This is a genomic window from Sphingomonas sp. PP-CE-1G-424 (assembly GCF_004341085.1).
GTDB lineage: Bacteria > Pseudomonadota > Alphaproteobacteria > Sphingomonadales > Sphingomonadaceae > Sphingomonas.
On record NZ_SLXW01000002.1, the window covers coordinates 983,803 to 1,006,578 of the forward strand.

Consider the following 22,776-nt stretch of genomic DNA (forward strand, 5'->3'; position numbering starts at 1 on the left):
GGGTTACGCTCCCTGGTTCTTGGTTTGCGCGAGCAGGCCACGGCCTGCCAGATTGCGCATGAGATCGCCGATCCCGTAATCCCACGGAGCGGCGTCCTTCGATGTCGTCACCGGATTGACCAGCGCGCCGAGCTTCGGGTTCGAGATCGTGACGACATCGCCGGCCGCATGCGTGAAGCCACGGCCGGGCTCGTCGCGATCCTGCGTCGGCGCGAACAGCGTGCCGAGGAACAGCACGAAGCCGTCGGGATATTGATGCTCGCTCATCGCCTGGCGGACGAGGTCCTCGGGATCGCGGCTGATCTGGTCCATCGAACTGCTGCCTTCGAGCCGGTAGCCGTCGGCGCCGTCGATCGTCAGCGCGATCTCCGACGCGCGGACGTCGTCCATCCCGAAGTTTTCGTCGAACAGGCGGATGAACGGCCCGAGCGAGCAGGACGCGTTATTGTCCTTCGCCTTGCCGAGCAGCAGTGCGCTGCGGCCTTCGAAATCGCGCAGATTGACGTCGTTGCCGAGCGTCGCACCGATCGTCTTGCCATGGCGGTCGACGACCAGCACGACCTCTGGCTCGGGGTTGTTCCAGGTCGAGTCGGAACGGATGCCGACCTCGCCGCCCCAGCCGATCGTCGACAGCGTCGGGCTCTTGGTGAAGATCTCCGCATCCGGACCGATCGCGACCTCGAGATATTGCGACCACATCCCGTCCTCGATCAACGCCGCTTTCAGCGCGGCCGCTTCAGGCGATCCGGGCACGACCGAGCGGATGCTGCCGCCGACGCGTTCCTCGAGACGGGTGCGGACCGCTGCCGCCGCCGAGGCATCGCCGCGGGCGCGTTCTTCGATGACGCGTTCGAGCGCGGAGACCGCGAACGTCACGCCGGACGCCTTGACGCAGTGCAGGTCGATCGGGCTCAGCAGGCGCGGCGTCGCATCCGCATCGACCGAGAGTGCCAGATCGTCGAGATGGCCGAGATCGGTGCCGGCCGCCGTATCGAAACTGCCGGTCTCGATCAGCGCCGCGACGGTCGGCGCCACGTACGACATGTCGTACACGCGTCCCCCGCGGACGATGACCGGGGTCGGTCCGTCGCCCAGGTCGATCCGACCGAGCAAGGCGGCCTGTTCCCAATCGGCAGGCAACGCCCGCGCCGATGCGAATGCGATGTCCACGATGTCATCCTCTCCGAAATTGTTAGCGTTACCGTATGCTGCTTGGCGGAGTCGTCAAGCTCATGTTGGCCGTCGCGGACGCTATGCTATCTCCGGGCCATCCCGCGCAACCGCGATTATACGATCTTTGCGGTATACAGACATTGTGATGGATGTTCGAAGGGCCACAGCAGGTGGCCGAGGATCGTCCGCAGCGCATACCTTCGGGATATATCGTACCAGCGAGGTATAATAGCGGTCGCCTCAGAGCGCGGTCGCACAGGCACGGTAACGATATCATCCGTGCGAGATACGGGACCGGCGGCGGAAATTGGCGCGCCCGGAGGGCCTTTAATAATGCAACGATTACAACGGCTTTGTATGTCTAACTTTGTCGAAACCGCTGACGAGTATCCCTCCTGTCCCGCGGACGGTGGCTAACCGTTCTTCGTGGTTATGCACGGCCGTTATCGCCCAAATACGGACGTTCCGGGTGGCGACGCGCTTGCCCGACAGCGGTCATTCGTTCAGCTGTTCTCGTATTCTGCCCGCTCGTCCGACCAGCAGTCAGCGGCGCCCAGGTTCGCCCTTATGCGCGCATCAAACTCGCCAAAGGCGACTTCATGGGGATGAAGTGGCAGCATGTGACTCGTTGAAGTCAAGATTTTCAATGCAGGTCCTGTGGATAGTAATCCCCGGCGGCCATGAATTGTTCCCTTTTCGCTATATAGATAGAGCGTCCATTATGAGATATCAGTCCGTCGTCTACTAACGACTTAAGCATACGATTTACGTGTACTGCAGTCAGGCCGGTCGCGTTGCCAATTTGTGCTTGTGTGAGCGGCATATCAAACGAGTCGTTGCTCATTAGCCCGCGGGCACCCATACGTTCCGCGTGATGGCATAAAAAGTGCGCTATTCTGGTTCGTGCATCCCTGCGAGCCAGATTGAGAAGCTGCCCGCGAACAAGGCACGCGTCCACTAGCGTCATTCGAAATAATGCGTATGCAATCGCTGGCCGTTTTCTGAATAACGTCAAAAATTCTAATTTTGGGATAAATGTTATTTCAGAGTTCTTTAAGGCCACCACATCTGAGTCAAATTTTGCCAAAAACAGCGAAGGAAGATTTAGTAAGTCGCCTCGCACATTCAGCGCAGAAATCTGTCGGTTGCCATTGCCCGCATTTTTTTGCTGCAGGGCATATCCGCTCGTTAGCAGCAGCAGAGAGTCTCCCACGTCACCCTGTTGGGCTAGGTGAACAACCTTTTTTACTCGATGCACCATTGTCGGAAGCATAAGGATCGATTCACGGTCCTCGTTGTCCAGCGCACCGTAAAGCGATAGCTCATCAATAAATATTTCGAGATTATGTGGCACAACGCGTCCTTAACGAAGCTATGCCACAGATATGGCGATACCGCTTTGCGTATATGACATCTTTGACCTTATCAAGAAAACTAATCTATGTTGGCTTAGGAAAGGGAGACTCTATTATACTCCATGATGTTTGAAAGCACGATTAGACGCGATTCGCTAAAGGCCTTTTAACCAAGGGTTACGCTGTTCGATGGTTAGGAATTTGCCCGGCCAAGGTTGCGTGGTCTTGGCTAGCCGCCCTGCTGCGACCCGCCTTCTTATAAATTCGGGGATTGCTGCAACTTAGATTAAGTTTTATGACAGGTGATCGACACGTTTAGCCTGGAGCACGGTGCCGAGAGAGGCATCAAGGTGTCTTTGCTCATCATGGAGCGAGACCATGTCAGAAGTAATCGGGCGAGCTTTTTATAATGCTCGCGGCGCTCGGGCGCTTGAGTTAGCGAAAAAAGCGAAAAACACAGAAATAGCAGGCATTCATCAACGGATGGCCAAGAGCTATTTTGAGCTCGCGGAACTCACGCCAGAAGATAGTGGACCGCAGTCTCCCCCTGACGAGGGGCGAGGTCAATCGAAGTGAAGTTGGATAAACAGTCAAATTCCGTAGGCGTCCTCTCTCAGGCTAATGTAACAAAGGGCGCCCGGAATTTGTTGCGCGAAACATTCTCGCGATCGGTCGAGCGCGGCGATTATCCCACCGCGTGGTCACTTCGAGTAGGATTCGTGGAGCTCATACAACAAGACACGTATCGAGTACTTGGATACAAAGCCGACAGAATAGACAGTTTTCTGGGGCTGCCGATAACTATGTGTCCTTCCGGTTCGCGGAACCAGCTCATAACGGCGACCGGCAGTATATCTATTCCAGAACTCGAAGCCATTTGGCGGACCCAATCGTATGCCAACGATTGACGAGCAAAACCACGAGACGCTTCGAACTTCGATCGCTCGATCTCTGCAACTTGCAGATGATCTTCACGAGAGTTTGATCGCAGCCCATCTCGCAGCAGCGCTGAATATCGCGGAAAAAGTATTGGACCAGGGCAAAAATTCTCCCTGATATTGACGTCGCGAGAACGTCCGCTTCCTCTCCATTCCGGACATTGGGAGCACTGAGGAGTTGAGGTGGCACCAGGCCCACCGAGTGGGGGTCGCGTTCGATTCATCGGGATGGGCGTTACCACAACTGGATAGCCGACGGTTGTTTACGCCCAATTGTTGCCGCTTGAAAGGCCGTGTAGCGTACCCAAGACCAGTCATTCGTTCATAGGCGCGATGATAGTGATAGAGGAATATCGGTATGCCGCTGCTCTGGCTCTTAGGCCTTCAGGCTGCGGCAACCTGGAGTCCTCCCGTTCAAGCAGCATGGGCAGGGGAAAAGCCCTCTATCGAGGTTCGCTTGCATGCGGCTACCGTGTCCATGCGTGGGGAAGCGCCCATTGAAGTCGACCTTACCGCAAAGGACAATACCTTTGCCGTATCGCCGTTTCTGCAACCCACACGGGGCATTGCGTTTGAAGTCATCTCGGAAGACGGGCAACCAGTCGCGCCTGCCGCGCCAATGGCAGGCTCACCGCCCCCGCCGCCTCTAGAGGTAGAAGAGCTGATTGCGATATCAACAACAGCGCCTTACCGCGTCCTCACTCACGAAAGCACAAGAACGATCTTCCCAGGGGCAGGTCGATACAAGGTGAGAGCCCGGGTATTCCTCTTCAACTTCCCGTCCAAACCAGTCCGCTATGCCCAAGTGGTATCAGATACAATCACGGTAAACGTCACTGAGTAAGACACAGCCGTGCCGCTCGCGACGGCGCCCTTTTGTTCTGTGGCGTCTGAAAGCCGCCCGTCCGCTTTCCTCCCCAAACCGGACATTGAGGTCACCGCGGAGTTGCGGTGGCATCACGCTCACCGGGTGGGGTTCGCGTTCGACCGGGCCTTAAATGATCGAGCAAATTCAATGCATTGGAATGGCTAACCCAGTTTAGTCGGGTCACGGCGTCCTGCGGCGCCCTGCGGGTAATGGCTAACCAAATCCGCTAAGCCATGAACGCGCGTTCGCCTTGCCAGCTAGCCCAATAAAAAACGCTCACCCCTTAGCTCGAGCTTTCTATCAAGGAACGCCACGAGGCAGCGAGGGTCGTTTGTTCAAAGTCGAAAACTGGCCCCGTAACGGTGACGCCAGGTCTCAGCAGCGAGTTAGGAAAAGCGGGAGAAGGCCTTCCTAGGTCGACAACGAACGCCATCCCGCCGCCTTGAAACGACCACCGTTTATAACCGTCCACCACCATACTCGCCGGCATGCTGCCAAGATGGCGGAAGTCGAGGGCTGCGCTCACCGCCGAGTATATGTAGACATCCGGGGCTTTGCTGAGATCGCTATCAAACACCACTCGGGAGAGGATCTCCGCATCCGGCCCTAGGTTAATCAGGCGAGCTTCGTCTCGGCGGGAGAGGTGGCACCGGAGCAGTATCGAGCAAGCGAAGCGTATCAAGGTACTGGTTTCGAATCCGGTCACTTCAAAAGCGGTGCCGGCCCGCAGTGGCGGACCCGCATATACCGCGCGACAGAAGTTTACTGCGACGCTGTCGAGAACCCCCGTCACAGCCTCGTGCTGGTCGCAAAATATGTCAGCAGAATAGGTTCCGCCTTGGACGAACCTGCTTCTCGAACGGTCGCGGTCCGTGAGAAGCACGTATTTATCATCACCGCGAATATCTCGGATGAATGCCTGAGGCATAAGGTGCGATCGGACGGTCGGCTTACCGCCGCAGATCGAACAGCTTGGAACGGCGTTACTCATTTCTAATGAGTAACGCGCTACTATCTACTTTAATACCGGTTCGTGCCGGGGACAGGAATCGTTCGTTATCGGACAACCGGATCGGGGATCGACCGGGCCTGAAACAATTGAGCAAAAATAAACCGCTACTTCGTCTCACCCGATCTATGAGGTTACGGCGTTCTGCGATGGCCCGCGTATAATAACTAACCGAGGACCACGCGTTATTGACGGGGCTGTATTCCTCAAAACCACTCACTTGTACGATAAGGCATTAAGCAATGAGCCTGGCTGACACTGCGTTTACTAACAACCCGACGATAAACGCGACGATCACAGCTCCACTTACAAAGGTTAAAGATCCGCGCGCCGCTTTACGGCGTTTGATCAGATCTGCATGCGCGTCGCGGTCGCCCTTGGTGAAATCAAGGCGTGATGCCGGCGCTAAAAGGCGACAAGTATCGGATATCTTCTCAGAAATTAGCCCACCGCCTATGGCTGCCACGACGGCAAGTGCGACCACTACTAAAAGATATCTCATCGGAGTAATTAAATTATGATAGTTCGGTATCTCAAAGTATATGCCACCTAGCAAAGCTGCAATCATCATAACAGGTATCAGGTAACCCGCGTATTTACTGACGCGACCACATGCTTTCAGGGAAGAAGTATCATCATCTGCCTTCGTAATCCGGCCAATCCATTCATCTGCTATGAGTTGCAAAGTTCTGGCCACTGCAAAGTCAGAGTACTCAATGGACAAGGCAGCCGAAATCATACTTTTACGACGTGAAGAAGAAAATGGTCCGAAAATAATACCGGCTTCCTGTTCGTAGCTAAACTCATGGCGAACGGGTAAAAAAGCCAAGATAAATTTAAACCTCTGGCCTATGTCACCAACTTCAGCCCGCGTCATAGGAAGTATAATTAAAAAGTCGTATTCTATCCGAATTACTTGGGTTTTTGCAGCGAAGCTAGCCCAATTAATCGTGGAAGACTTTTCAACGGAAGAGATCGAATGGTTTTCACCATTTTCTAATGACATTGTTACGCCCGACGTACTGGCTTTAACGTTGTACTGAGAGACTGACTGGGTGAAATGGTGATGCAGGTCTTCAACGGCTTGCGGGGTAAGTACCACTATCTCCGAGTACCGCTTTTGAAGGCTCTCTGTGCGCTCCGTCAGCTTGTGATATATTGCTTGAAACGCCTCAACTGGGACCATCTCGATTGGAATTACGAGGTCACCTACCCCGCGATCATCATCAGTCATCTGCTGCATATTAAACCCCGAATAGCGGCACTCGTTGCGCGCGTTGGCACCGGTGTCGCGGGCTTTCAGCGCAGAAGCAACATGACAAACTGCGAAGACGAGGTTCGACGGGGGAGTTCTGCAGTGCGATTGCTCCCAATGCTGCACTTTTCTCCCGCTTACGAGGGGAAGGTGCAGCGATACTGCTAGGTGCGAGGGGCGCTACGGGTGGTTTGCGATACCAGCGCGATACCAGCACCACGGCCCGCTCGTGAGGCGTGCCATGGCAGCGCCGTCATTGGAACAAGCTGGGTAATGACGGCCAGCAGGACCACACCGCAGCACCCAACGAATGTAAGCCGGCCACAACGAACATGACAGTAGGCACGCCTACGCCAATCCAGCCAGTTTCCGCTTGGTGAGTAAAACGCGAAAATCGCAGACTGCGCCTATACCGTTCAATTTGGCGTGAAAGCCTCTTCACATTAGAAGATGCTGCATTCAAGTTATCTTTAGCTTCATATCCCAGCCGCGAAATTGAAGGCCCATCCCATGAGGGGTTCGTCGACGTGATCAGCTGGTTCGATACACCTCCAAGATAACCGCCGATGTTAGCACCGATAGCTTCTTCCAATTCAAACTTTATCCATTTGATAGAATCTGAAGAGGTTGGTGGACCCGAAAGAAGAAATGTTTCCCGGTTGAGAATCCTATTGAAGGCGCTATCGACCAAATCCTGGGGATGAATGGTCATGAGGCTGTTTATGTATTTTTCGTTAAGCTGTACGGGGCCGGCCGCGATAGATGAGCGAAGTTCATCACTTTTTAGTAGGCTTTCGATCTGAATCGCGGCTAAATTTATATGATCTAACGAAGTCTGAATAGCTTCTATTGATGGAAGCGGACTCTTATTATCGTCAAGTCTTTCCTTTGCGTTTCTGAGATACGATAATCCTTCGTTCCAGAAGGCCAGCCAAAGTGAAACTAAACTTATAAATGCCGCAAGAGTCAGTGCCGCAAGCAAAAAGTTTCTATTGAGTGCTCCAACCGCCACCTCAAAGATTTTAAGGTCTGCAAGCTTACGTCGATCAATCACACTCACGACGAAAGCGAGAGAGGACATGACCATTGAAGTAAGGCGCGATCGGTGAAAATGCTCGGAAAGGGCTTTTGTCTGTTCCATCCCGGCTAAGGAACGCAATGTGCGACGAATTGCAAGTCGACTGGATTGAATAGCTGAATGGGTGATGCCTCTCGATTCGATTCTATTTGGTATCGAAAGGTGGAGCGGCCCGACGGGGTTGCACCATCCTCGCACCCCCTGGTCGGGGGCTCGTCCGCTGGACGGGCCGCATAAGACGCAGTTGCTGCTATCGACCGCGAAATCAACAGCAGCAGCCACGATTATTGTTTAGGATATTTCGCTGTAATCCGGCTTCGGAAAAGGCCGCACTGTATGGCAGCACGCTTTGGCAAACCGTCGCTGGAGGAACTTCAGATAGCGGAACTGGCGAAGATCGTGACGAACCGCTCGATCGCGGTTCGCACGCAGTTTCGACGCTCGGGGTGACATCGCCGTGCGGCCGTTCGTCATCAGCGAGTTATGGTAGAACTCGCCGTCCAACTCCCAAAAGATCCCGCGATGCTCACCATGATAGGTGAACCCGGCCGCTTGATAGACGGTGCCGAACAGCCCGCACCGCTCATCCGCGAAGCTTTGAATCCACTTTACCGCCGGACGAACCCTGCGGATCAGACGGATCGAGAACGCCAGCGCTCGGCTTTCACTGTTGCGCGGAGCAACGTCGGCAAGCCACATTCGATTTAGCTCGAGGTATTCGCTCATAAGCGTGCCGGTGACGACGCTGCCGGCAGATGCGGGGTTCATTGCGAAACCGTACTGTAGAACCCCGACCATCTCACCAGCGATGAAGACGCCCAGGTGCAGCGTCGAAGCACCGTAGACCCGGCCGCTGTAGTGGTTCGCGACAATGACCGCGTTAGCGATTTCGCGGTCGATCAGACGAACGTGGAATTCAGCTTCACCGAAGCCGATCGCCTCGCGTCGGCCGAACAGATCCGCGTTCGGCTCGAAAAGATAGCCGGACGCTTCGCCGGCAGCGCCGCCAACGAACGCGAGCGACGAATTATTGGTTGGTAACGACTCCATAGGGAATGATGCTCACAAGAGCCCAGCCTGTTGCGCAGGTGCGGGGCGTTGCGACTGGCCAGTCGCGCGTGACGGATCTTAGGTCCGCCGGTTGCCGTGTTACAGCACGGCACCCCCGCTTGGCCGGTCCCTCAATGAGAGAAGGGTCAGCCAGCGGACGTGTTCGAATTCAATGATTTCGGTAACGGACAGGACGCTTTAGCCGTGGAGCCGTAAAGTCTTTTGTTATCAATACCGTTTGCCCGATAGCCGCTCGATTACGGCGTGAGGGATATCAATGACTTGTACGGTCGGGGGCATCGGGACCGCCGGATGGATCGCGGTGATGCAGGAAGCGATGTAGGAAAAGTTGTCCGCTATCGCCCAACGTCGGACGTAACATGCCGGGATGAGTGTGCCAGTAAGCTGCCGTTCCTTAATGCCGGAAGCGTTTCCACAACTTCGTCGCGAGCGAGACGATCAGCTCAGCAGGAATGCCGCCAACGACGCAACCGGCCGCAACCCAAAGCGCGAGCATTACGAGCATAATCGCGAACGTGCCGAGTTCTTGCCATACCGCGATCTTCCATGGCTCCATGAAGATCACGCCAAAGCCGTAGGATAGGAGAAATGGCGCTCGAAAGCCCGGACCATTCTTTGACAGGACTGCCGCGCCAACGATCCAGCAGGCAGTGATTAGCGCAGCGAGCGGAAGCACGATGAGGCCGGAAAAGTCCATCGGGTAGAGTTAGCGGCAGCTTTGACTATGATCCAGCCGCAAACCCGCCCGTCCGCTATCCTCCCAAGTGGTCGTCAGGTAACGATAACGATGGCCACGCCTGCGATCGACAGGATGACGCTCAGCGTTGTGAGCCATCGAACTTTTCGCTTGTCCACGGCGGTGCTGGCGAAGTGCACCGCCCCGAGCAGCAGGGCCGTGCTGAGAAGCACGATAACGCTGCCTAGGAGATCGCCTTGGGCTTCGGTCATCTGGTCATCCAAGACGCTGTCCTGATGATCGGCCAGCAGCGCGATCGGCTAGCAGCGCTTCCCTATCAGAGATGTGACAGGCGGGTGAAAACGCCCAGTTGCGGACATTGACGCGGTACCCGATGGTGGCGGGATGGACTCCAAAACGACAACGAAGCGCCGCAGGTGGATTTGGGTCGCCATAGCGTTCGCTGCCGCAATATGCCTGTTCTCTGCGGGTGTAATCTATGGGCGCTGGCTGACCGTGAGTGGAGCTTGTGTGCCGAGCGGTTGCCGATGGCCTTAGTCCGCTTTCGCCCAATAGCTGACGTTGAGCCGCGTTTCGCCTGATCGATGGCGGCGGCTTCCCTTCAACTGCGGGCCTGGATAGCGTCAGCGCAGGTGGCGGAGGATTGGCTGGGTGCAGATAAATTGGGGGATGCTACCTTTCGTTCTCACCGGCGTCGCTATAACGATTGGCGTTTTCCGATCGACTCGAGCCGAGCAGCCGCCTCCCATTGGGCGAGAGTTTTTCAGGCCGCATTGGGAGTGGGAGCGAAACAATCCGCTAGTACGCCGTCTTCGTGCAGCAAGTGCATGGCTCACCATCTTTATTGGAGCTTTCGCTACCCTCGTACTCCTGCTGATATTCTGCGGGGTCGGCCTGCCATTCGATTGATCGGCGAATTTCGCCAACGTCCGCCGTTCATCAGCTCTTTTAAGTTTCTAAAAGCGGCCTCGACAGAAAACTTGGCGCTATCGGCGCTAAGGCCCTTTGCTCGCGATGCGATACTGCAAAATCATCGCAACCAGTATTGAGGCGACAAACAAGGCTGTGCCTATCCAATATCCGTATGACCACCACCCCGCATTGCTGATATGCCTGAAAAAGTATTTCAAGCTTATGAAAGCAGACGTGGTCGAGCTTTCAGCTAGCGCCGCTTTAGCACACAGCATGCATATACCTGATATTGCTGCGAGCAAAAGCATGAAGTTCTGAAGTGGATCTGACTTATATTGCGCTGGATGGTATCTCATTGTTTCATCCGATCCATTCTACCACGCCGTCGACATCGCCGTGCGAACTTGGCCTGGTGGCGCCCATGAGATCCATCCAAAAGATAAACAATGTCCGCTATTCGGTCCCAAGGCACAATAGCGGACTGACCGCTTTCCTCTCATTCCGGACATCGCTTATACTGACGGCGGCATTGATCGGAGGCTTTCCGCATGACACGGATCGAACGCGCCGCGCGCGCCCTATGCAGATTTCATAAGCTGCCCGAGAATACGAAGTTTGAGGGGCGGCCGATGTGGGAGAGCTACGTCGACGAAGCCATCGCGGTAATCGCGGCGATCGACGACGAGCCCAAACCAGGCAAACCGATTGAGAACAAACGCGGAACAATGTAGCGTCGGGCGCATCTCGAGTCGACGTGAGGATGCGTACCGATGGCAATATTGCAGAACCCGCGCGTGCGGCTTCCCCAGCTGGCGAACGAGCAGGGCAGGAGCCTTGCCAGTCTATCTGCGACGATCGGCCGCAACCCGGCATACCTTCGACAGTTCGTCACGCGGGGATCTCCGCGGCGCCTGCCAGAGGAGGAACGCCGGCATCTTGCAATCGTGCTCAACGTCGACGAGCGCGAGCTTGGCGCACGCGATCCTTGGTCACCCGTTGGCGCCGATCGTGTCTAAGCCAAACCGGACGACGTTCATCGCCTTGGTCGTGCTGGACGAAGCGATCCAGAGGCTTCGGTATGGTGGACCACTCAAACCTCCGGAGCACGGCGTCCGCCTAGCGCTCGCCTATCTCTACTCGATCACGCTGACCAAGAACCGCGATTCATTCGACGAGCTATGGCGAACGCTAATGGGGCAAGGTCAGGCGAATAAAGAGAGCTTCCGATCAACATGGGCCGGCACGCAGTTCGCAGGCATCTGTCGCGAAGTCGGCGTGGCTCAGGACATCGACCTCGGTGCTGCGCTAGCACACGCGACAAGCGACCATGCTTCGCGCCGTTAGCCTATTTGCTGGATTTGCATCAGCGCGCCCTGCATCATTGCCGCCTTAGCGCCGGAGCCTGTGAAGGCCGGGTGGATGCTGTCACTGTACCAGCCCTTTGCGCTTGCCAACGCGTAAGACCCCCACGCTCCCCGGATATCTATCAGCGGGACATCCTGCTCGATCGCGACTTCGAACAGCATCGCAGCGTAACTGTCCTGCTGAGCAGACAGGCCCAACGTCCCGTTATCCCAAAGCGGCGTGATCAGCACGGGATCCACGTTCGCGGCTTTGACCTTCTGCACCCAAGCGGTGGCATTGGCCTTGGACGCTGCAACAGAAACGCCGTTACGCCAGTCGTTGATCGGAGCGTCGTCGTAGAAGGCCGCGTCGAACTGGTAAGCAGCGAGGGTCGCGGTCAATCCGACTGCGGCATCGGTCTCATCGTTGAACCTCGCTGACATGGCACCCGCGATGCCGCCATTGAGGAAGCTGATTTCCTTACGCCCGTTCGCGTCGTTGTAAGAGTGGCACCCGACGATCGTGACGTTGCCAGCGACCCAATCAAAATTGATCGTGTGCATGCCAATCGGCACGGCCGGCAAAAGCGTACGGCGAAGCGCGGCAACGCCAGTGGTAGTGACCAAAGCGGCGGGGCCGGCGTCGATCGTGGCGTTGAAGCTGCGGACGCTGGCGTTGTCGCGCCACGCTACCTCAAAACGCGTTACCGGGTTTTGAGGCGTGAATGACAGCCGAGCAGGGACAGCAGGAAATAAGAACGCGTTGCCGCCAAACGCTTGCGTGCCCCCTACGGTCGTCCCATCGGTGATCGACAGACGGTAATCACCAGCCAACACCGAAGTGATTGACTGTACGCCCCCCCAATTGCCCTTGTCGCCGAAGAACCCGTTGGCGCCAGCGTTGATGCCTGCGGCCTGCAATCGGCTGGCAAGCTGCATCGGCCACGCGTTGACCGCCTGAGACGTCCCGCCGCCCGTCGACTGCCCCGCGCCGGTGGATGGCGTCCATATGCCGATCAGACAGTTCCGCACCCCCGCCGCCGCTGCCGCGATGCCGGTGCGAAGCCTGACGGTGTTTGACGCCTTCAAGTTATAGATATTTGGAGATGTCAGAGAACTGCGCCCGCTGGTCGACGCGCTCGCAGTCACCGCGCGAGCAACGCCAAGCGGTATCGCGAGAGCCGGCCCCGAAGGCACGCCGCCAATCATGGGAATGGAACTCATAGCACTTCCTTCAGAAAATTGGATCAGAACACCTGCGTCAGCGAGGCCAGCCATCGACGGCCAGAGCGCGGCGCGCATCGCACCGCGCGAGGTCTGCGCGGGCATCGCGGAGCGACCATTCGGCGTCCGCGCTGTTGGCCGCCCCGTCAGCTTGCCGGCGGACTGCCGTTGGCAGACATGGCTTGGTCGCCTCCGCGGGAACGGGCGGGATCACCGGTGAATAGCTCAGCGTCGAGTGCGTCGATCCCGCGCACGCGGTCAGCAGGAAGGCAGGCAGCACGGCCAGCGTCAGTTTGCGCATAGGTCCTCACGGTTTCGGTTGATCGAAGGATGATCGGCTCGCGCGCGGCGAGGCGATCGGCGTAGGTGGTCAGCGCTGCCGCCTGTTGGCTCGCGAACCGCTTCTCGGCATCGAGGCGCAGCTGCTCGGCTTTCGCAATCTCGGCCGTCCACGCCGCGCGTTCCGTGCGCAGTGTGGCGGTGCGATCGGCGACCGTCGTACGCGTGAAGTGAAGCGCGGCGAGCAGGCCAATCATCGGCACCGTCCACCAGAAGCGGCGCAGCAGCGCGCCGGCTGCCGCCCACGTCACGCTTCGTTGCTCGATACGGCGATGCCGGCGGTCGCGGTCATCAGTACCGGCTTGCCGACGACCGCTCGCCCTACCGGCCAGCGCCGCGCGACGCAGCGCGACTTTTCGAGGCGCATGATGCTGACCCGGTCGCCCTGGTTGCCGCCGAGGACGTGATAGTGGGTCTTGTCCTCGCCGACATAGAAGCCGACGTGTCCGCCGCCGGTGCGCTCGAACACCAGGACCGCACCCGGCGCGAGGCGTTCTGTAGCGAGGTTAGCGCCCCAAGTGGCCCACGCCTTTGCGCGAACGGCGATCGGGGCGGGGGGGATGCTATCCTCCGCGACGCACGATGCGACGAACAGGCCGCACCACGGCACGCTGTCCGCGTTGTAGACCATGCCGAGCACCTTCGTGCCGAGCTTCTTCGCCCAGCCGAGTATGGTCGGACTGTTGGCCGCGCCGGGTGCTTCGCGCGTGCCAATAAGGGACCGGGCGCGGCGAAGCCACGCCGGCTCTGAAGCCGTCGTCATGGTAATTCCTTCCAATTTTGAGTCTTTGAGGGTGCGGAGCCGTTCCTGTGAGTCCGCGGCGCGGTTTGCTCCCACGCTGATCCGTCGCGAGGCTTGACGCGCAAGCTATCGAGGCAGTCGGCCTATCCGTTTTTCTCAGCAGTTTTGCGGATAGGCTGGCTGCTGCGTCACCAGACGCGAATGAACCACTGCTTTGGCCCGGCTAGATTTGTTCGATTGAGCCGATTTATTGCGTCGGTAGTTTGGAGTGATGTCGGGTGTGCCTCATCATTCGCCCGGCCGGCCCGCTTCTCGTTCTCACCCGGCGCTTGAGGCGGGCCGTTATCATGAAACCGAGCGGGCAATGCCGCGTTAAAGCGGGACCAGGTAGCTCCGGAAAGTGACTGGTCGGCCCGCCCTCGGTAGACCTTAGGGCGGGCCGTTACCTAGTCAGTCGACCTTTGCGGCCGACAACTGCCCGGCGATCGACTTCGCCAGCACGAGAACAAATCGCATGGTGCCGAAGCCAACCCAGCCGGCGCTGGTGCCTGCGACGAGTATCGACCACGCAGGCCACCCGAAGTGGACCGCAGCCGCGCCCGCCATCGACTCGAATGCGGGCATCAGCGAGCACATGACGAAGATGTCCCGCCAACTGATCGGCTTGCCAGCCTCGATCTTCTGCCCGACCCTTAGGATCTGACCGGCAAAGACCGCGAACGCCGCGAGTGCGTATGCCTGCCATTCCTTCATAGCGTTACCACCCCGATACCGATGCCCGTCCCGATCAGGGCGGCAGAAACAAGAAAGCTGGCGGTGCGGCGCTGAGCCGTTGCCGCCAGAACGAAGGACATGCCGGTGATCGAGAGAACCGCCGCGACGGCGTCGGTTGCGACATCGAAGGCGGCCCATGCCGATGGATTGCGCGACACCAACTGTGCAGCGTCTCCGCACGAGCCAAAGGCATAGCCGAGTCCGATCAGCGCAGATCCGACGAACAAGAGCGGCGCTGACCACGGGGTCACAATTGCACGCTTAAAATCGATGTGGAGCCGCACCACGGACCGTACGAAATGCCGCGCACTGGCAACGCGCGCCGCCTTGCCGCATCGCAGCAGCTTCCCGAACGAGGCCGCCACTGGCAACATCCATTCCGCGGCAGCTATCGCAAAGCGAAGGCCGAACAACATCATCGCCCAGATAGCGACGACGCTGACAATATGGCCGAGCGGGGTCATCTCGCGACGGCCTGGGCCGCGAAGCTGCTATTTGCGGTCGCAGTCATGCGTCATCCTTTCTTGCGACCATTTCGGTCGCGACGCTGGTGGTGGTTGGCGCGATCGTCACGCCACCAGAAAGCCAGGTCTGCACCGGCTTCGCCGGGAAAACCTGAAACCGCTCGAGCGCGCTCAGATCGCGATCGTCGAGACACCGGACGTTGACGAGATAGCCCACCAGCTGTGTGGCTTCGCCGGTACCGCGCTTGGGCGCGATCATGCCGACGACGTCGATTTCGAGCAGACCGGGTTCGCGATTGATCCCGAGCGCCGCCCACGCGGCCTCGCCCTCGAACCGCAGGTTGAGGTCTCGCATATCCGTTCCTGTCATTTATCTGGCGGCCGTCATGCCTTCGACGGTCAGCGAGCAGTAGCTGATCGTCTCGAGCGCCAGATCGACCGAGAATTCCTTGAAGAACCCGTAGACGATGAGGCTGTTGTACCCGTCCTCACCGATCCACACCGCCGGTACCGCCCGGATGCTCGCGACGCGCAGCTGGATGGCGTCGACCACTGCCGTGTCGACCTTGGTCTTGGCGGTCATTCGCTTGGCCCAGCCGCGCTCGACGACCGTGGTGACGCCGAAATCATCGGTCGACCGCTTGCTGAAATCGGTAATCCCGATCGATGCGCCCGCCTCGGTCAGGCCGAGGTCGACCATGTTGCCGATCACGAGCGCGCCGGCCGTCACCAGCGTCGACAGCGTCGCTCCTGCGATCGTGACGGTGATCGATGCGTTCGCGGGGTTGGGCAGGCCAAGGAAGATGAGCGATGCCGGATCGATCCCGTTGGTCGCCTGCGTCTGGTCATACACACTCGCACCGTTCGAAGTGATCTGCACGCGGACACTCGCCGCGGTCAGTTCGAGCACGGCGAGGGAGTCGACCGGAATATCTGGACGCAGGGTGAGGCTTATCTGGCCATTGGCTTTCGCCAGCGATCCGATCGCCCCGTCGAACAGCGCCCAGCGGTTCGTGGGCGCGATATCCAGCCACCATGTGCCATCGGTCAGCGAGTGCGCCAGATTGTCGGCTTGCAGGCTTTCGTAGATCCGCGTCCCATCGGGAACCTCGATGAGCCGAACCTGCGCGATGACGTTGCGGTTGAGCGATGCGGTCGGCACCACCGCTTTGCCACCCTCGACCTTGGTCGGCAGATCCTGCGTCGTGCCGTCGGCGAAGGTATAGCGCGCGGTGTACGCACCGTCGCCGACGCCCTTGGCGGCCCAATTGAGCGTGAGGACGTCGGCCGCGCGGGTCGTCGCGGCCCCCGTCGTCGGGATGTACGAACTGGCGGAGGATCCGCGCTCCATCTGCGCACCGAAGATGTCGGCCGTCTTGTTCGGAACGCCGTCGAGGCCGGGAACGCCCGACACCGCGAGAACCGAGCAGTTGCCGGAATTGTCGGCCGCCATGATGCGGACGATCTGCTGCCGGGTCCAGGTAGCGGGCGTCGTCACGACGGTGCCGGCGTTGTTGGCGCCGTTGGTCAGTCCGCGAACAGCCAGGCCGAGATCGGCCGGGGCACCGATCGCCTTGCGGTAGACCGAGAAGACCCACATCTCACCGGCCAAGGTCGCAACGTTGTGCGGTTGCCAGCGGCCGAACCCGGTGGAGACGGTCACCCTGGTCGACGTCGTACCGTCCGGCGCGAGACTCCCGGCGACCGAGGTGGCACCGTCGCTGTTCCATCCCGTGCTGACGTCACCCGACGACTTCAGATAGTTGGTGGCCTGCGGCTCGACCCAGAGGCCGACGCACACCCCGTTGACGCACTCGAACCGCGGCTGGTCGACCCCGACCGTCGTCAGCAGGCCATTGAACGCGGTGTAGGTGCCCGACGAGGCACGGGTGAGCGTCGCGTCGACGAGCGTGCCGATCGTGAAGTCGAACGAGATCAACCCGCGGGCGCGGGCACCTTTCGCGAAGCTCGTGCCGGGCTTCCACGGCGTGCTGTCCGTCTCGGCCAGGCTCGAGGCGAACAGCATCGCGTTCGTGATGGCGCGGGGTGCGATCACCTTCATGCCGCCAGCACCGTAACCGCGTTGCCACCGTTTTCCTGCGTGACGTTGTCGAGGATGCGGTTGGTCCTTTTGCCCTCGCCCGCAATCGCCGCGTTGCCCGTATTATTCTCGCTACGCATCTGCCGTACCTCTTCCCGGAGCATCGCGAGCTCGTTGATCATTTCGGCGTTGTTGGCGGCCGACGTGCTGGCGGACTGGTTCGTCGCAGCCACGGCGAGGAGCGCAGCCGTGCTGATCTTCTCGCTCGGCGCCTGTCCGAGCTTCTCGTTGGTCGCTTCGAGGCTCGCCGCGGTCATGGCCTGCACGCGAGCCAGTTCCTGTCGGCTTGTCGCGGCGTCGGCCGCGGCGGTCAGCAGCGACTGCGACAGACCGGGCAGCAGCTTGGCGGCCTCGATATCGCCGCCCCGCGCGGCATTGGTCGCCGCGTTGAACTGCCCCTGCAAGGTCGCGAAGCTGTTGGCGGTGCCGGTGTCGGCCAGGCCGCGGATCCGCTTGATCTCGTCGCTGATGCTCGTGCCGACGGCGCCCCATGCGTCCGCGAGGGCCTGCGCCGCCTGCGCCGCTGCCTCCGCGGCCGTTTGCGCATCCTGAAGCGCGTAGATCTGCTCCTGGAGCGCCCGGTTGCTGGCATCGAGGCCAGCCAGATCGAGCGCGCGGATCGCCGCGGTATCGCCCTGCAGCTGGAGCAACTGCCGGTTGAGCCCGTCGCGCTGCTGCGCAGTCGCATCCGCCAGCGCCTTCGCCGAGGCTGCCGCTTCGTCCTGCGCGGTTTTCTGTGCGGCGAGCGCGGCATTCTGGTCGGTGATCGCCCAGATATTCATCTGAAGCGCGCGGTTGCTCTCGTCCAGCTTGTCGAGATCGAGCGCGCGGATCGCCGCAGTATCGCCCTGCAACTGGAGCAGCTGCCGGTTGAGCCCGTCGCGTTGTGCGGCAATCGCGGACTCGGCGTCCGCTGCCGCCTTAGCTGCGGCGGTCGCCGCGTCCTGGGCAACCTTCTGATCGGCAAGCGCCCAGATATTCAGCTGGAGCGCGCGATTGGTCTCGTCGAGCTTGGCGAGATCCAGCGCACGAAGCGCCGCGGTGTTGCCCTGCTGCTCGAGCAGCTGGCGCTCGAGGTCCTGCCGCTCGCTGAGGATGTCGGCCGCGCTCTTCGCGCCGGCCATCGACGTTTGCAGCTCGGCGAACGCCGGCGCGAGTTTGAGCAGCGTCGCATAGGTGGATTGCCCCGCCGACGTCGTCAGATCCTGCGCCTCGACCAGTGCGCGGAACGCCGACAGCGTCGCCGGCATCGCCACGCCGAGGCTGGCGAACACGCCGGACATCTGCGCGGTCTTGGCGGCCGCCTGCTCTTCCTTGGAATAATAGGTCTGGAAATACGCGCTGGCCGCATCGGTCAGCGCCGAGACGCTTTCGAACTGATCGGCCAGCGCGAGCTTCACGCCGATCCCCATCGTCTGCGCGTTGGTGCCGAGCATGTCGAGCGATGCGCCAACCGCCTCAACGGTCGACGCGACGCGCACCAGCGTCTCGAACACGCCTTCGCCGACCTTCTGGAACTGCTCGAGGCCCGGGAATGCTGCCGCTGCCATGCCATCGGCCGCGGCGCCGAACACGGCGGACAGCTTCTCCTGGATCTCCTGACCGGTGAGGCCCTTCAGATCGATCTTGCCGATGTTCACGACGAACCCGTTGAGGCGCGCCTGCACGTCGCCGGTGGCAACGCCGAGCGGACCGGCCGCTGCGGCAATCGCGTCGTTGAAGGACTTCAGGATCAGCGTGAGCTGGTTCGACAGACCGGGATCAGCAGCGCTGTATTGCGTCGAGGTTTTCGTGCTGGTCGTGATGCCGAACAGCTTCTTCTTCTTCTCGATGTCCGAATAGTAGGACGCGTCGAAGCCGTTGCCGAGGATGTTGCCGACCGACTGCGGACCGCCGGACAGGCCGGTGCCGATGACGCTGGTCTTCGTCCCGAACAGCCCGCCGAGGATGCCACCGATCACCGGGATCTTGCTCAGCACCGAACCGATGGCGTTCGCCTTGAAGCCCTCGTTCACGCCAGTCGACGCATCGATGTTGCCAGCGCGTGCGACCAGGCTGGCGACGCCACCGATCTGGCTGTCGATCGACTTCAGCGAAGCCGCCATCTCGCGCGCGAAGGTGTTGGTCAGCGTGTCGACTTCCTTCAGCGCATCGATCGCGTTCTTGATGCTGTCGCTCTTCGCCGACGGATCGCCGAGCACGGTACCGGTGCCGGTGTTCGTCACCGGTGCCGATTTCGCCCCGCCACCGCCGGCAAAGACTGCAATGCCAGCCGCGACCAGCGCCGCACCGGTTGCGGCCATGGCGGCGATGTTTGCCGGGAAGGGGAGCTTTGACTGAGCCGCGATGCCCGCGGTCCCGTCAGCCGTCGCCCGTGCGGCCGCGCTGGCGACATGCGTCGTCGTCTCCAGGGCGTTCTGCACCATCGCCTGGATGGACATGGCGAGTTGCGCGAACCGGTAGACCTTCTCGGCAGCCGCCATGGCCTTGTAACCGCTGCTGCCTTCCTTGAAGAAACCCTTCGCGGCAGACGCCATGTCGCCGAACGCCGCGATCTGCTGCGACGATGACCGAAGCGAGAACAGACGGTTCTCGCGGTCGATCCGCACCTGATCCTTGCCAGCCGCGCGTATCGCCGCCTCGTGCGACTCCTGAAGCTTGGCCTGGTCGGCGTAATAGCCGGTCATCACGGTGAGGGCATCGCCGATCGCGGAGCCGACGCTACCGAACGCGTCCGCCATGCCCTGTGCCGCACGCTGTGCCGTCTGGTCGATCGTGTCGAACAGATCGGCCGTCGCGGTCAGTGAGGCGTTCCATGCGTCCTGCGCCTGCCGGTTGGTCTCGGCACCGACCGCAATGTCGACTTGCTTGCCGATATAGTTGTTCGCGTAAGCGGTACCGAGTTCGTAGCCCTTGGCCTGCAGAGTTTGCTCCGCTTGCAGCTTCGCCATGGCCTGCACTCTGGCCATGTCCGTGGCACCGACCAGCCGAAGCTCCTCGCGCTGCATGGCCAGCTGGCGGTCCGCCTGCTGATCGGCACCGGCATAGAACGCGCCGACCTCCGCCGCCTTGGCGGTACCGCGGGCGTCCTGCTGCGCCTTCAGCGCGGCGGTCGCCTTATCTACCTCGGCTTTCAGGCCACGCTGCTGCGCAACCTCGATCGCCGCCAGAAGAGGCAGATCGGCGATACGCTCCTGAACCAGTTCAGCCGCGCGCTCGGCCGGCACGTTGCCCGCAGCGACCAGTGCGTTGACCTCGGTCTGAACACGTGCCTGATCGAGCATCGAGGCGGCAGCCTTCGCCGAATCCGAAACGCGCTGCGCGATCTCGAGCCGGATCTGACGGTTCACCGCCGCCTCGATATCAGCCTGTTGCTTGATGGCCTTGCTTTCGGCCTTCACGCGGGCCTCGGCGATCAGCGCAGCGGCGCCGGACACGCCGTAGGCGTCCGCCAGCTTATACAGGTTGCGGATCTGCGCTTCGGTCGCCTCGGCATCGCGCGCGAGCGCCTCGGCGTGTTTGTCGGTCTTCGGCTTCGGGATGTCGTTATAGCCGATCGACTTGGCGATACGTTCGCGTGCGTTGTCGATCGCGGCGGACTTCACGCGCGTACCGAGTTTCGTCAGGTATTTATCCGCTGCATCGTAAGCGGCCCCATAGGTCTTATCGAGCAGCTTTGGGTCGCCTTGCCCGATCAGCATCTTGCCGATGCCGAGCACGCCGCCCTTCTCGATTTCGCCGAGATATGCCTTGGTGCCAGCTACCCCGGCATAGATGCCGGCGAGCGTTTGACGCATGTACGACGTAAGATCGTCCAGCACGCCCTTCACGCCTTTCGACATGCCCTTCATGTCACCGACGAAATAGTTGGAGATGTCCTTGCCGACGACGCTGAACAGCGCCTTGGACGTGTCCGCCCAAGTGACGGTTTCGTCCTTCAGCTTGTAGAGCTCGGCCTTGGTGGCATTGGCGCCGCCCGTGATCTTGCCGAGATCGCGCGTCAGCTGGTCGCTCTTGACGCCCTCGTTCACCCACCGGTTGAATAGCGCGAAACCGGCACCGACCGCCGCCATGCCGATCAGCACGGGCGCGAAGCGTAGCGCGAGGCCGGCGACTTCCTTGCCAAACCCGCGCAGGCCACCCTGACCCATTTGCGCCACCTGAAAGATCTGCGCGCCCTGCTGGATGAATACCTGCATCGGCTTCTGACCGGTCAGAAGCCCTTGCGTGATATCGGGCAGCTGGACGGCGATCGTCTGCAACGCGGTCCCGTTCTTGCGCGCCGCGCCGGCCATAGCGCCGTGCGTTTGCGCCGAGAGATTGGCACGATCGACGAGCATGCTTTCGGCCCGCGCAAGCTCTTCTGCGGACGCACCGGCCGCGGTCATGACACGCCGCGCTTCCGCCAGTTCGGCGTTCAATCGTGCATGAGCGGTTGCTGCAGGATCGAGCATGGCGCGCAAGCGCGCCAACGCCGCGGCGTCGCTCGCCGCAGCGGCCTCTTCTTCACGCATCGCCTGCGCACCGCGCCGAACGGTCGCTTCGAATTGATCATGCGCGAACGCTGCCGAACGAAGGCGCTGCGCCTCATCGTCGCGCGCGGCCATGGCTTGCGCTGCTTCGAATTCACGCTGCGCAGCGGCGCCCTTCCGAGCGGCTGCCTCGAACTTGCCGTACGCGAACGCGGCCTCGCGAAGGCGCTGAGCCTCGTCGTCGCGCGCGGCCTGGGCCTGCGCCGCCTCAAATTCACGCTGGGCAGCCGCACCCTTACGGGCGGCCGCTTCGAACATATCGAACGCCAACGCCGCCTCGCGTAGAGCTTGAGCTTCCTTCGCCACGGCAGCCGCTTCCGCGTCCTCGGCCGCGCCCTTGTCTTCGGCGTGGCTCTGACGAACGGCTTCGAGATTGCGGAGAGCAGCATGCAGATCCTCCACAGCGGCCGTGTTTCCTTGGGTCGCAGCAGTAGCGATCAGATCGGCGTCGGCTTTCGCGCGAAGCTCCGCCTTGGTGCGCCCGACGGCAGCCGCCTCTTTGGTGATGGCGAAGATCCGGCGCTCGATCGCCTTTTCGGTCGCGTTGATCGCGCTGGTCAGCGCTGCCGCCTTGCCAGTTTCCGCAGGGCCGACGATCGACATACCCGCCGTCTGGCTAGCGGCGCGCGCCAGTGCCTCAACGGACAGACCGGCACCATCGAGCGCGGACCGCACCGTGGTCATCTCGCGCGTCGCGGTGGTGGCGAACTGCTTTAGGCTGGCGGCCGGACCGTCCAGCTTCACCATGTACGACGTGCTACCTTCGACCTTGGTCGCACTGGCGAGGATCTTACCCTCGGCCGACGACATGACCGCGAGCAGCTGCGCCATCATCTCAAACGATTCGGACGGATTGATGGTGAAATCTACGCCGAAGCCAGCAGAGTCGTCGTCGTTCATG

19 protein-coding genes are annotated in these 22,776 nt (G+C 60.3%); 4 read left to right on the forward strand and 15 right to left on the reverse strand.

The window, feature by feature from the left end:
- Positions 1-3 precede the first annotated feature (3 nt).
- Together C8J43_RS09635 and C8J43_RS09640 are read right to left on the reverse strand one after the other, a co-directional pair.
- On the reverse strand, positions 4-1,170 hold the full coding sequence (locus tag C8J43_RS09635) for a fumarylacetoacetate hydrolase family protein (RefSeq protein ID WP_243645488.1): 1,167 nt from the start codon (positions 1,168-1,170) through the stop codon (positions 4-6).
- Positions 1,171-1,816: 646 nt separating this feature from the next.
- Positions 1,817-2,527, reverse strand: a complete 711-nt coding sequence (locus C8J43_RS09640) for a Crp/Fnr family transcriptional regulator (protein WP_133030656.1) — start codon at positions 2,525-2,527, stop codon at positions 1,817-1,819.
- Between the two features lie 379 nt (positions 2,528-2,906).
- Between C8J43_RS09640 and C8J43_RS09645 the strand changes: the two genes are divergently transcribed.
- Positions 2,907-3,104, forward strand: coding sequence for a hypothetical protein (locus C8J43_RS09645; RefSeq protein ID WP_133030657.1), 198 nt, complete (start codon positions 2,907-2,909; stop codon positions 3,102-3,104).
- A 2,474-nt stretch (positions 3,105-5,578) separates the two neighbouring features.
- Here the strand turns inward: C8J43_RS09645 and C8J43_RS09650 are convergent.
- The 5 genes from C8J43_RS09650 to C8J43_RS09670 all read right to left on the reverse strand — a co-directional run bounded on the left by C8J43_RS09650 (position 5,579) and on the right by C8J43_RS09670 (position 9,707).
- Positions 5,579-6,586, reverse strand: a complete 1,008-nt coding sequence (locus C8J43_RS09650) for a hypothetical protein (protein WP_133030658.1) — start codon at positions 6,584-6,586, stop codon at positions 5,579-5,581.
- Between the two features lie 265 nt (positions 6,587-6,851).
- Positions 6,852-7,739: a hypothetical protein gene (locus C8J43_RS09655; protein ID WP_133030659.1), complete on the reverse strand. Its 888-nt coding sequence runs from the start codon at positions 7,737-7,739 to the stop codon at positions 6,852-6,854.
- 228 nt (positions 7,740-7,967) lie between these two features.
- On the reverse strand, positions 7,968-8,726 hold the full coding sequence (locus tag C8J43_RS09660) for a hypothetical protein (protein WP_133030660.1): 759 nt from the start codon (positions 8,724-8,726) through the stop codon (positions 7,968-7,970).
- 415 nt (positions 8,727-9,141) lie between these two features.
- Positions 9,142-9,444 carry a hypothetical protein gene (locus C8J43_RS09665; RefSeq protein ID WP_133030661.1) on the reverse strand — a complete coding sequence of 101 codons (303 nt, stop codon included), beginning with the start codon at positions 9,442-9,444 and terminating at the stop codon, positions 9,142-9,144.
- Between the two features lie 74 nt (positions 9,445-9,518).
- Positions 9,519-9,707: a hypothetical protein gene (locus C8J43_RS09670; protein ID WP_056052695.1), complete on the reverse strand. Its 189-nt coding sequence runs from the start codon at positions 9,705-9,707 to the stop codon at positions 9,519-9,521.
- Between the two features lie 1,197 nt (positions 9,708-10,904).
- Between C8J43_RS09670 and C8J43_RS09675 the strand changes: the two genes are divergently transcribed.
- Genes C8J43_RS09675 through C8J43_RS09685 form a run of 3 tightly spaced genes read left to right on the forward strand, consistent with a single transcriptional unit; the run spans position 10,905 to position 11,700 of the window.
- Entirely contained in the window at positions 10,905-11,087 is a 183-nt protein-coding gene (locus C8J43_RS09675; RefSeq protein ID WP_133030662.1) for a hypothetical protein, read from the forward strand.
- 39 nt (positions 11,088-11,126) lie between these two features.
- Positions 11,127-11,372, forward strand: coding sequence for a hypothetical protein (locus C8J43_RS09680; protein WP_133030663.1), 246 nt, complete (start codon positions 11,127-11,129; stop codon positions 11,370-11,372).
- Positions 11,365-11,700: a hypothetical protein gene (locus C8J43_RS09685; protein WP_133030664.1), complete on the forward strand. Its 336-nt coding sequence runs from the start codon at positions 11,365-11,367 to the stop codon at positions 11,698-11,700. Before C8J43_RS09680 ends, C8J43_RS09685 begins: the two co-directional genes overlap by 8 nt.
- On the opposite strand, the gene C8J43_RS09690 is transcribed toward C8J43_RS09685, so the two are convergent.
- The 8 genes from C8J43_RS09690 to C8J43_RS09725 form a co-directional block, all read right to left on the reverse strand.
- Complete coding sequence (locus C8J43_RS09690) at positions 11,697-13,028, reverse strand: SGNH/GDSL hydrolase family protein (RefSeq protein WP_133030665.1); 1,332 nt, start codon at positions 13,026-13,028, stop codon at positions 11,697-11,699. The two genes, C8J43_RS09685 and C8J43_RS09690, sit on opposite strands and share 4 nt — an antisense overlap.
- 41 nt (positions 13,029-13,069) lie before the next feature.
- Positions 13,070-13,513: a hypothetical protein gene (locus tag C8J43_RS09695; RefSeq protein WP_133030666.1), complete on the reverse strand. Its 444-nt coding sequence runs from the start codon at positions 13,511-13,513 to the stop codon at positions 13,070-13,072.
- Positions 13,510-14,025 (reverse strand): TIGR02594 family protein, encoded by a 516-nt coding sequence (locus C8J43_RS09700; protein WP_133030667.1) that lies wholly within the window; start codon positions 14,023-14,025, stop codon positions 13,510-13,512. Before C8J43_RS09700 ends, C8J43_RS09695 begins: the two co-directional genes overlap by 4 nt.
- A 429-nt stretch (positions 14,026-14,454) precedes the next feature.
- Entirely contained in the window at positions 14,455-14,757 is a 303-nt protein-coding gene (locus C8J43_RS09705) for a hypothetical protein (RefSeq protein ID WP_133030668.1), read from the reverse strand.
- On the reverse strand, positions 14,754-15,242 hold the full coding sequence (locus tag C8J43_RS09710) for a hypothetical protein (RefSeq protein WP_121904948.1): 489 nt from the start codon (positions 15,240-15,242) through the stop codon (positions 14,754-14,756). The genes C8J43_RS09705 and C8J43_RS09710 overlap by 4 nt, the downstream gene beginning before the upstream one ends.
- A gap of 43 nt (positions 15,243-15,285) precedes the next feature.
- Complete coding sequence (locus C8J43_RS09715) at positions 15,286-15,597, reverse strand: hypothetical protein (RefSeq protein WP_133030669.1); 312 nt, start codon at positions 15,595-15,597, stop codon at positions 15,286-15,288.
- Positions 15,598-15,612: 15 nt separating this feature from the next.
- Entirely contained in the window at positions 15,613-17,304 is a 1,692-nt protein-coding gene (locus tag C8J43_RS09720) for a hypothetical protein (RefSeq protein ID WP_133030670.1), read from the reverse strand.
- Complete coding sequence (locus tag C8J43_RS09725) at positions 17,301-22,775, reverse strand: hypothetical protein (protein WP_133030671.1); 5,475 nt, start codon at positions 22,773-22,775, stop codon at positions 17,301-17,303. Before C8J43_RS09725 ends, C8J43_RS09720 begins: the two co-directional genes overlap by 4 nt.
- Position 22,776: the final 1 nt, after the last annotated feature.

Excerpts from the sequence above, each read along its gene's own strand:
- C8J43_RS09645 (WP_133030657.1), top strand. The coding sequence starts at position 2,907 with ATGTCAGAAGTAATCGGGCGAGCTTTTTATAATGCTCGCGGCGCTCGG.
- C8J43_RS09650 (WP_133030658.1), bottom strand. The coding sequence starts at position 6,586 with ATGCAGCAGATGACTGATGATGATCGCGGGGTAGGTGACCTCGTAATT.
- C8J43_RS09655 (WP_133030659.1), bottom strand. The coding sequence starts at position 7,739 with ATGGAACAGACAAAAGCCCTTTCCGAGCATTTTCACCGATCGCGCCTT.
- C8J43_RS09660 (WP_133030660.1), bottom strand. The coding sequence starts at position 8,726 with ATGGAGTCGTTACCAACCAATAATTCGTCGCTCGCGTTCGTTGGCGGC.
- C8J43_RS09665 (WP_133030661.1), bottom strand. The coding sequence starts at position 9,444 with ATGGACTTTTCCGGCCTCATCGTGCTTCCGCTCGCTGCGCTAATCACT.
- C8J43_RS09675 (WP_133030662.1), top strand. The coding sequence starts at position 10,905 with ATGACACGGATCGAACGCGCCGCGCGCGCCCTATGCAGATTTCATAAG.
- C8J43_RS09680 (WP_133030663.1), top strand. The coding sequence starts at position 11,127 with ATGGCAATATTGCAGAACCCGCGCGTGCGGCTTCCCCAGCTGGCGAAC.
- C8J43_RS09690 (WP_133030665.1), bottom strand. The coding sequence starts at position 13,028 with ATGCCCGCGCAGACCTCGCGCGGTGCGATGCGCGCCGCGCTCTGGCCG.
- C8J43_RS09700 (WP_133030667.1), bottom strand. The coding sequence starts at position 14,025 with ATGACGACGGCTTCAGAGCCGGCGTGGCTTCGCCGCGCCCGGTCCCTT.
- C8J43_RS09705 (WP_133030668.1), bottom strand. The coding sequence starts at position 14,757 with ATGAAGGAATGGCAGGCATACGCACTCGCGGCGTTCGCGGTCTTTGCC.
- C8J43_RS09710 (WP_121904948.1), bottom strand. The coding sequence starts at position 15,242 with ATGACCCCGCTCGGCCATATTGTCAGCGTCGTCGCTATCTGGGCGATG.
- C8J43_RS09715 (WP_133030669.1), bottom strand. The coding sequence starts at position 15,597 with ATGCGAGACCTCAACCTGCGGTTCGAGGGCGAGGCCGCGTGGGCGGCG.
- C8J43_RS09720 (WP_133030670.1), bottom strand. The coding sequence starts at position 17,304 with ATGAAGGTGATCGCACCCCGCGCCATCACGAACGCGATGCTGTTCGCC.
- C8J43_RS09725 (WP_133030671.1), bottom strand. The coding sequence starts at position 22,775 with ATGAACGACGACGACTCTGCTGGCTTCGGCGTAGATTTCACCATCAAT.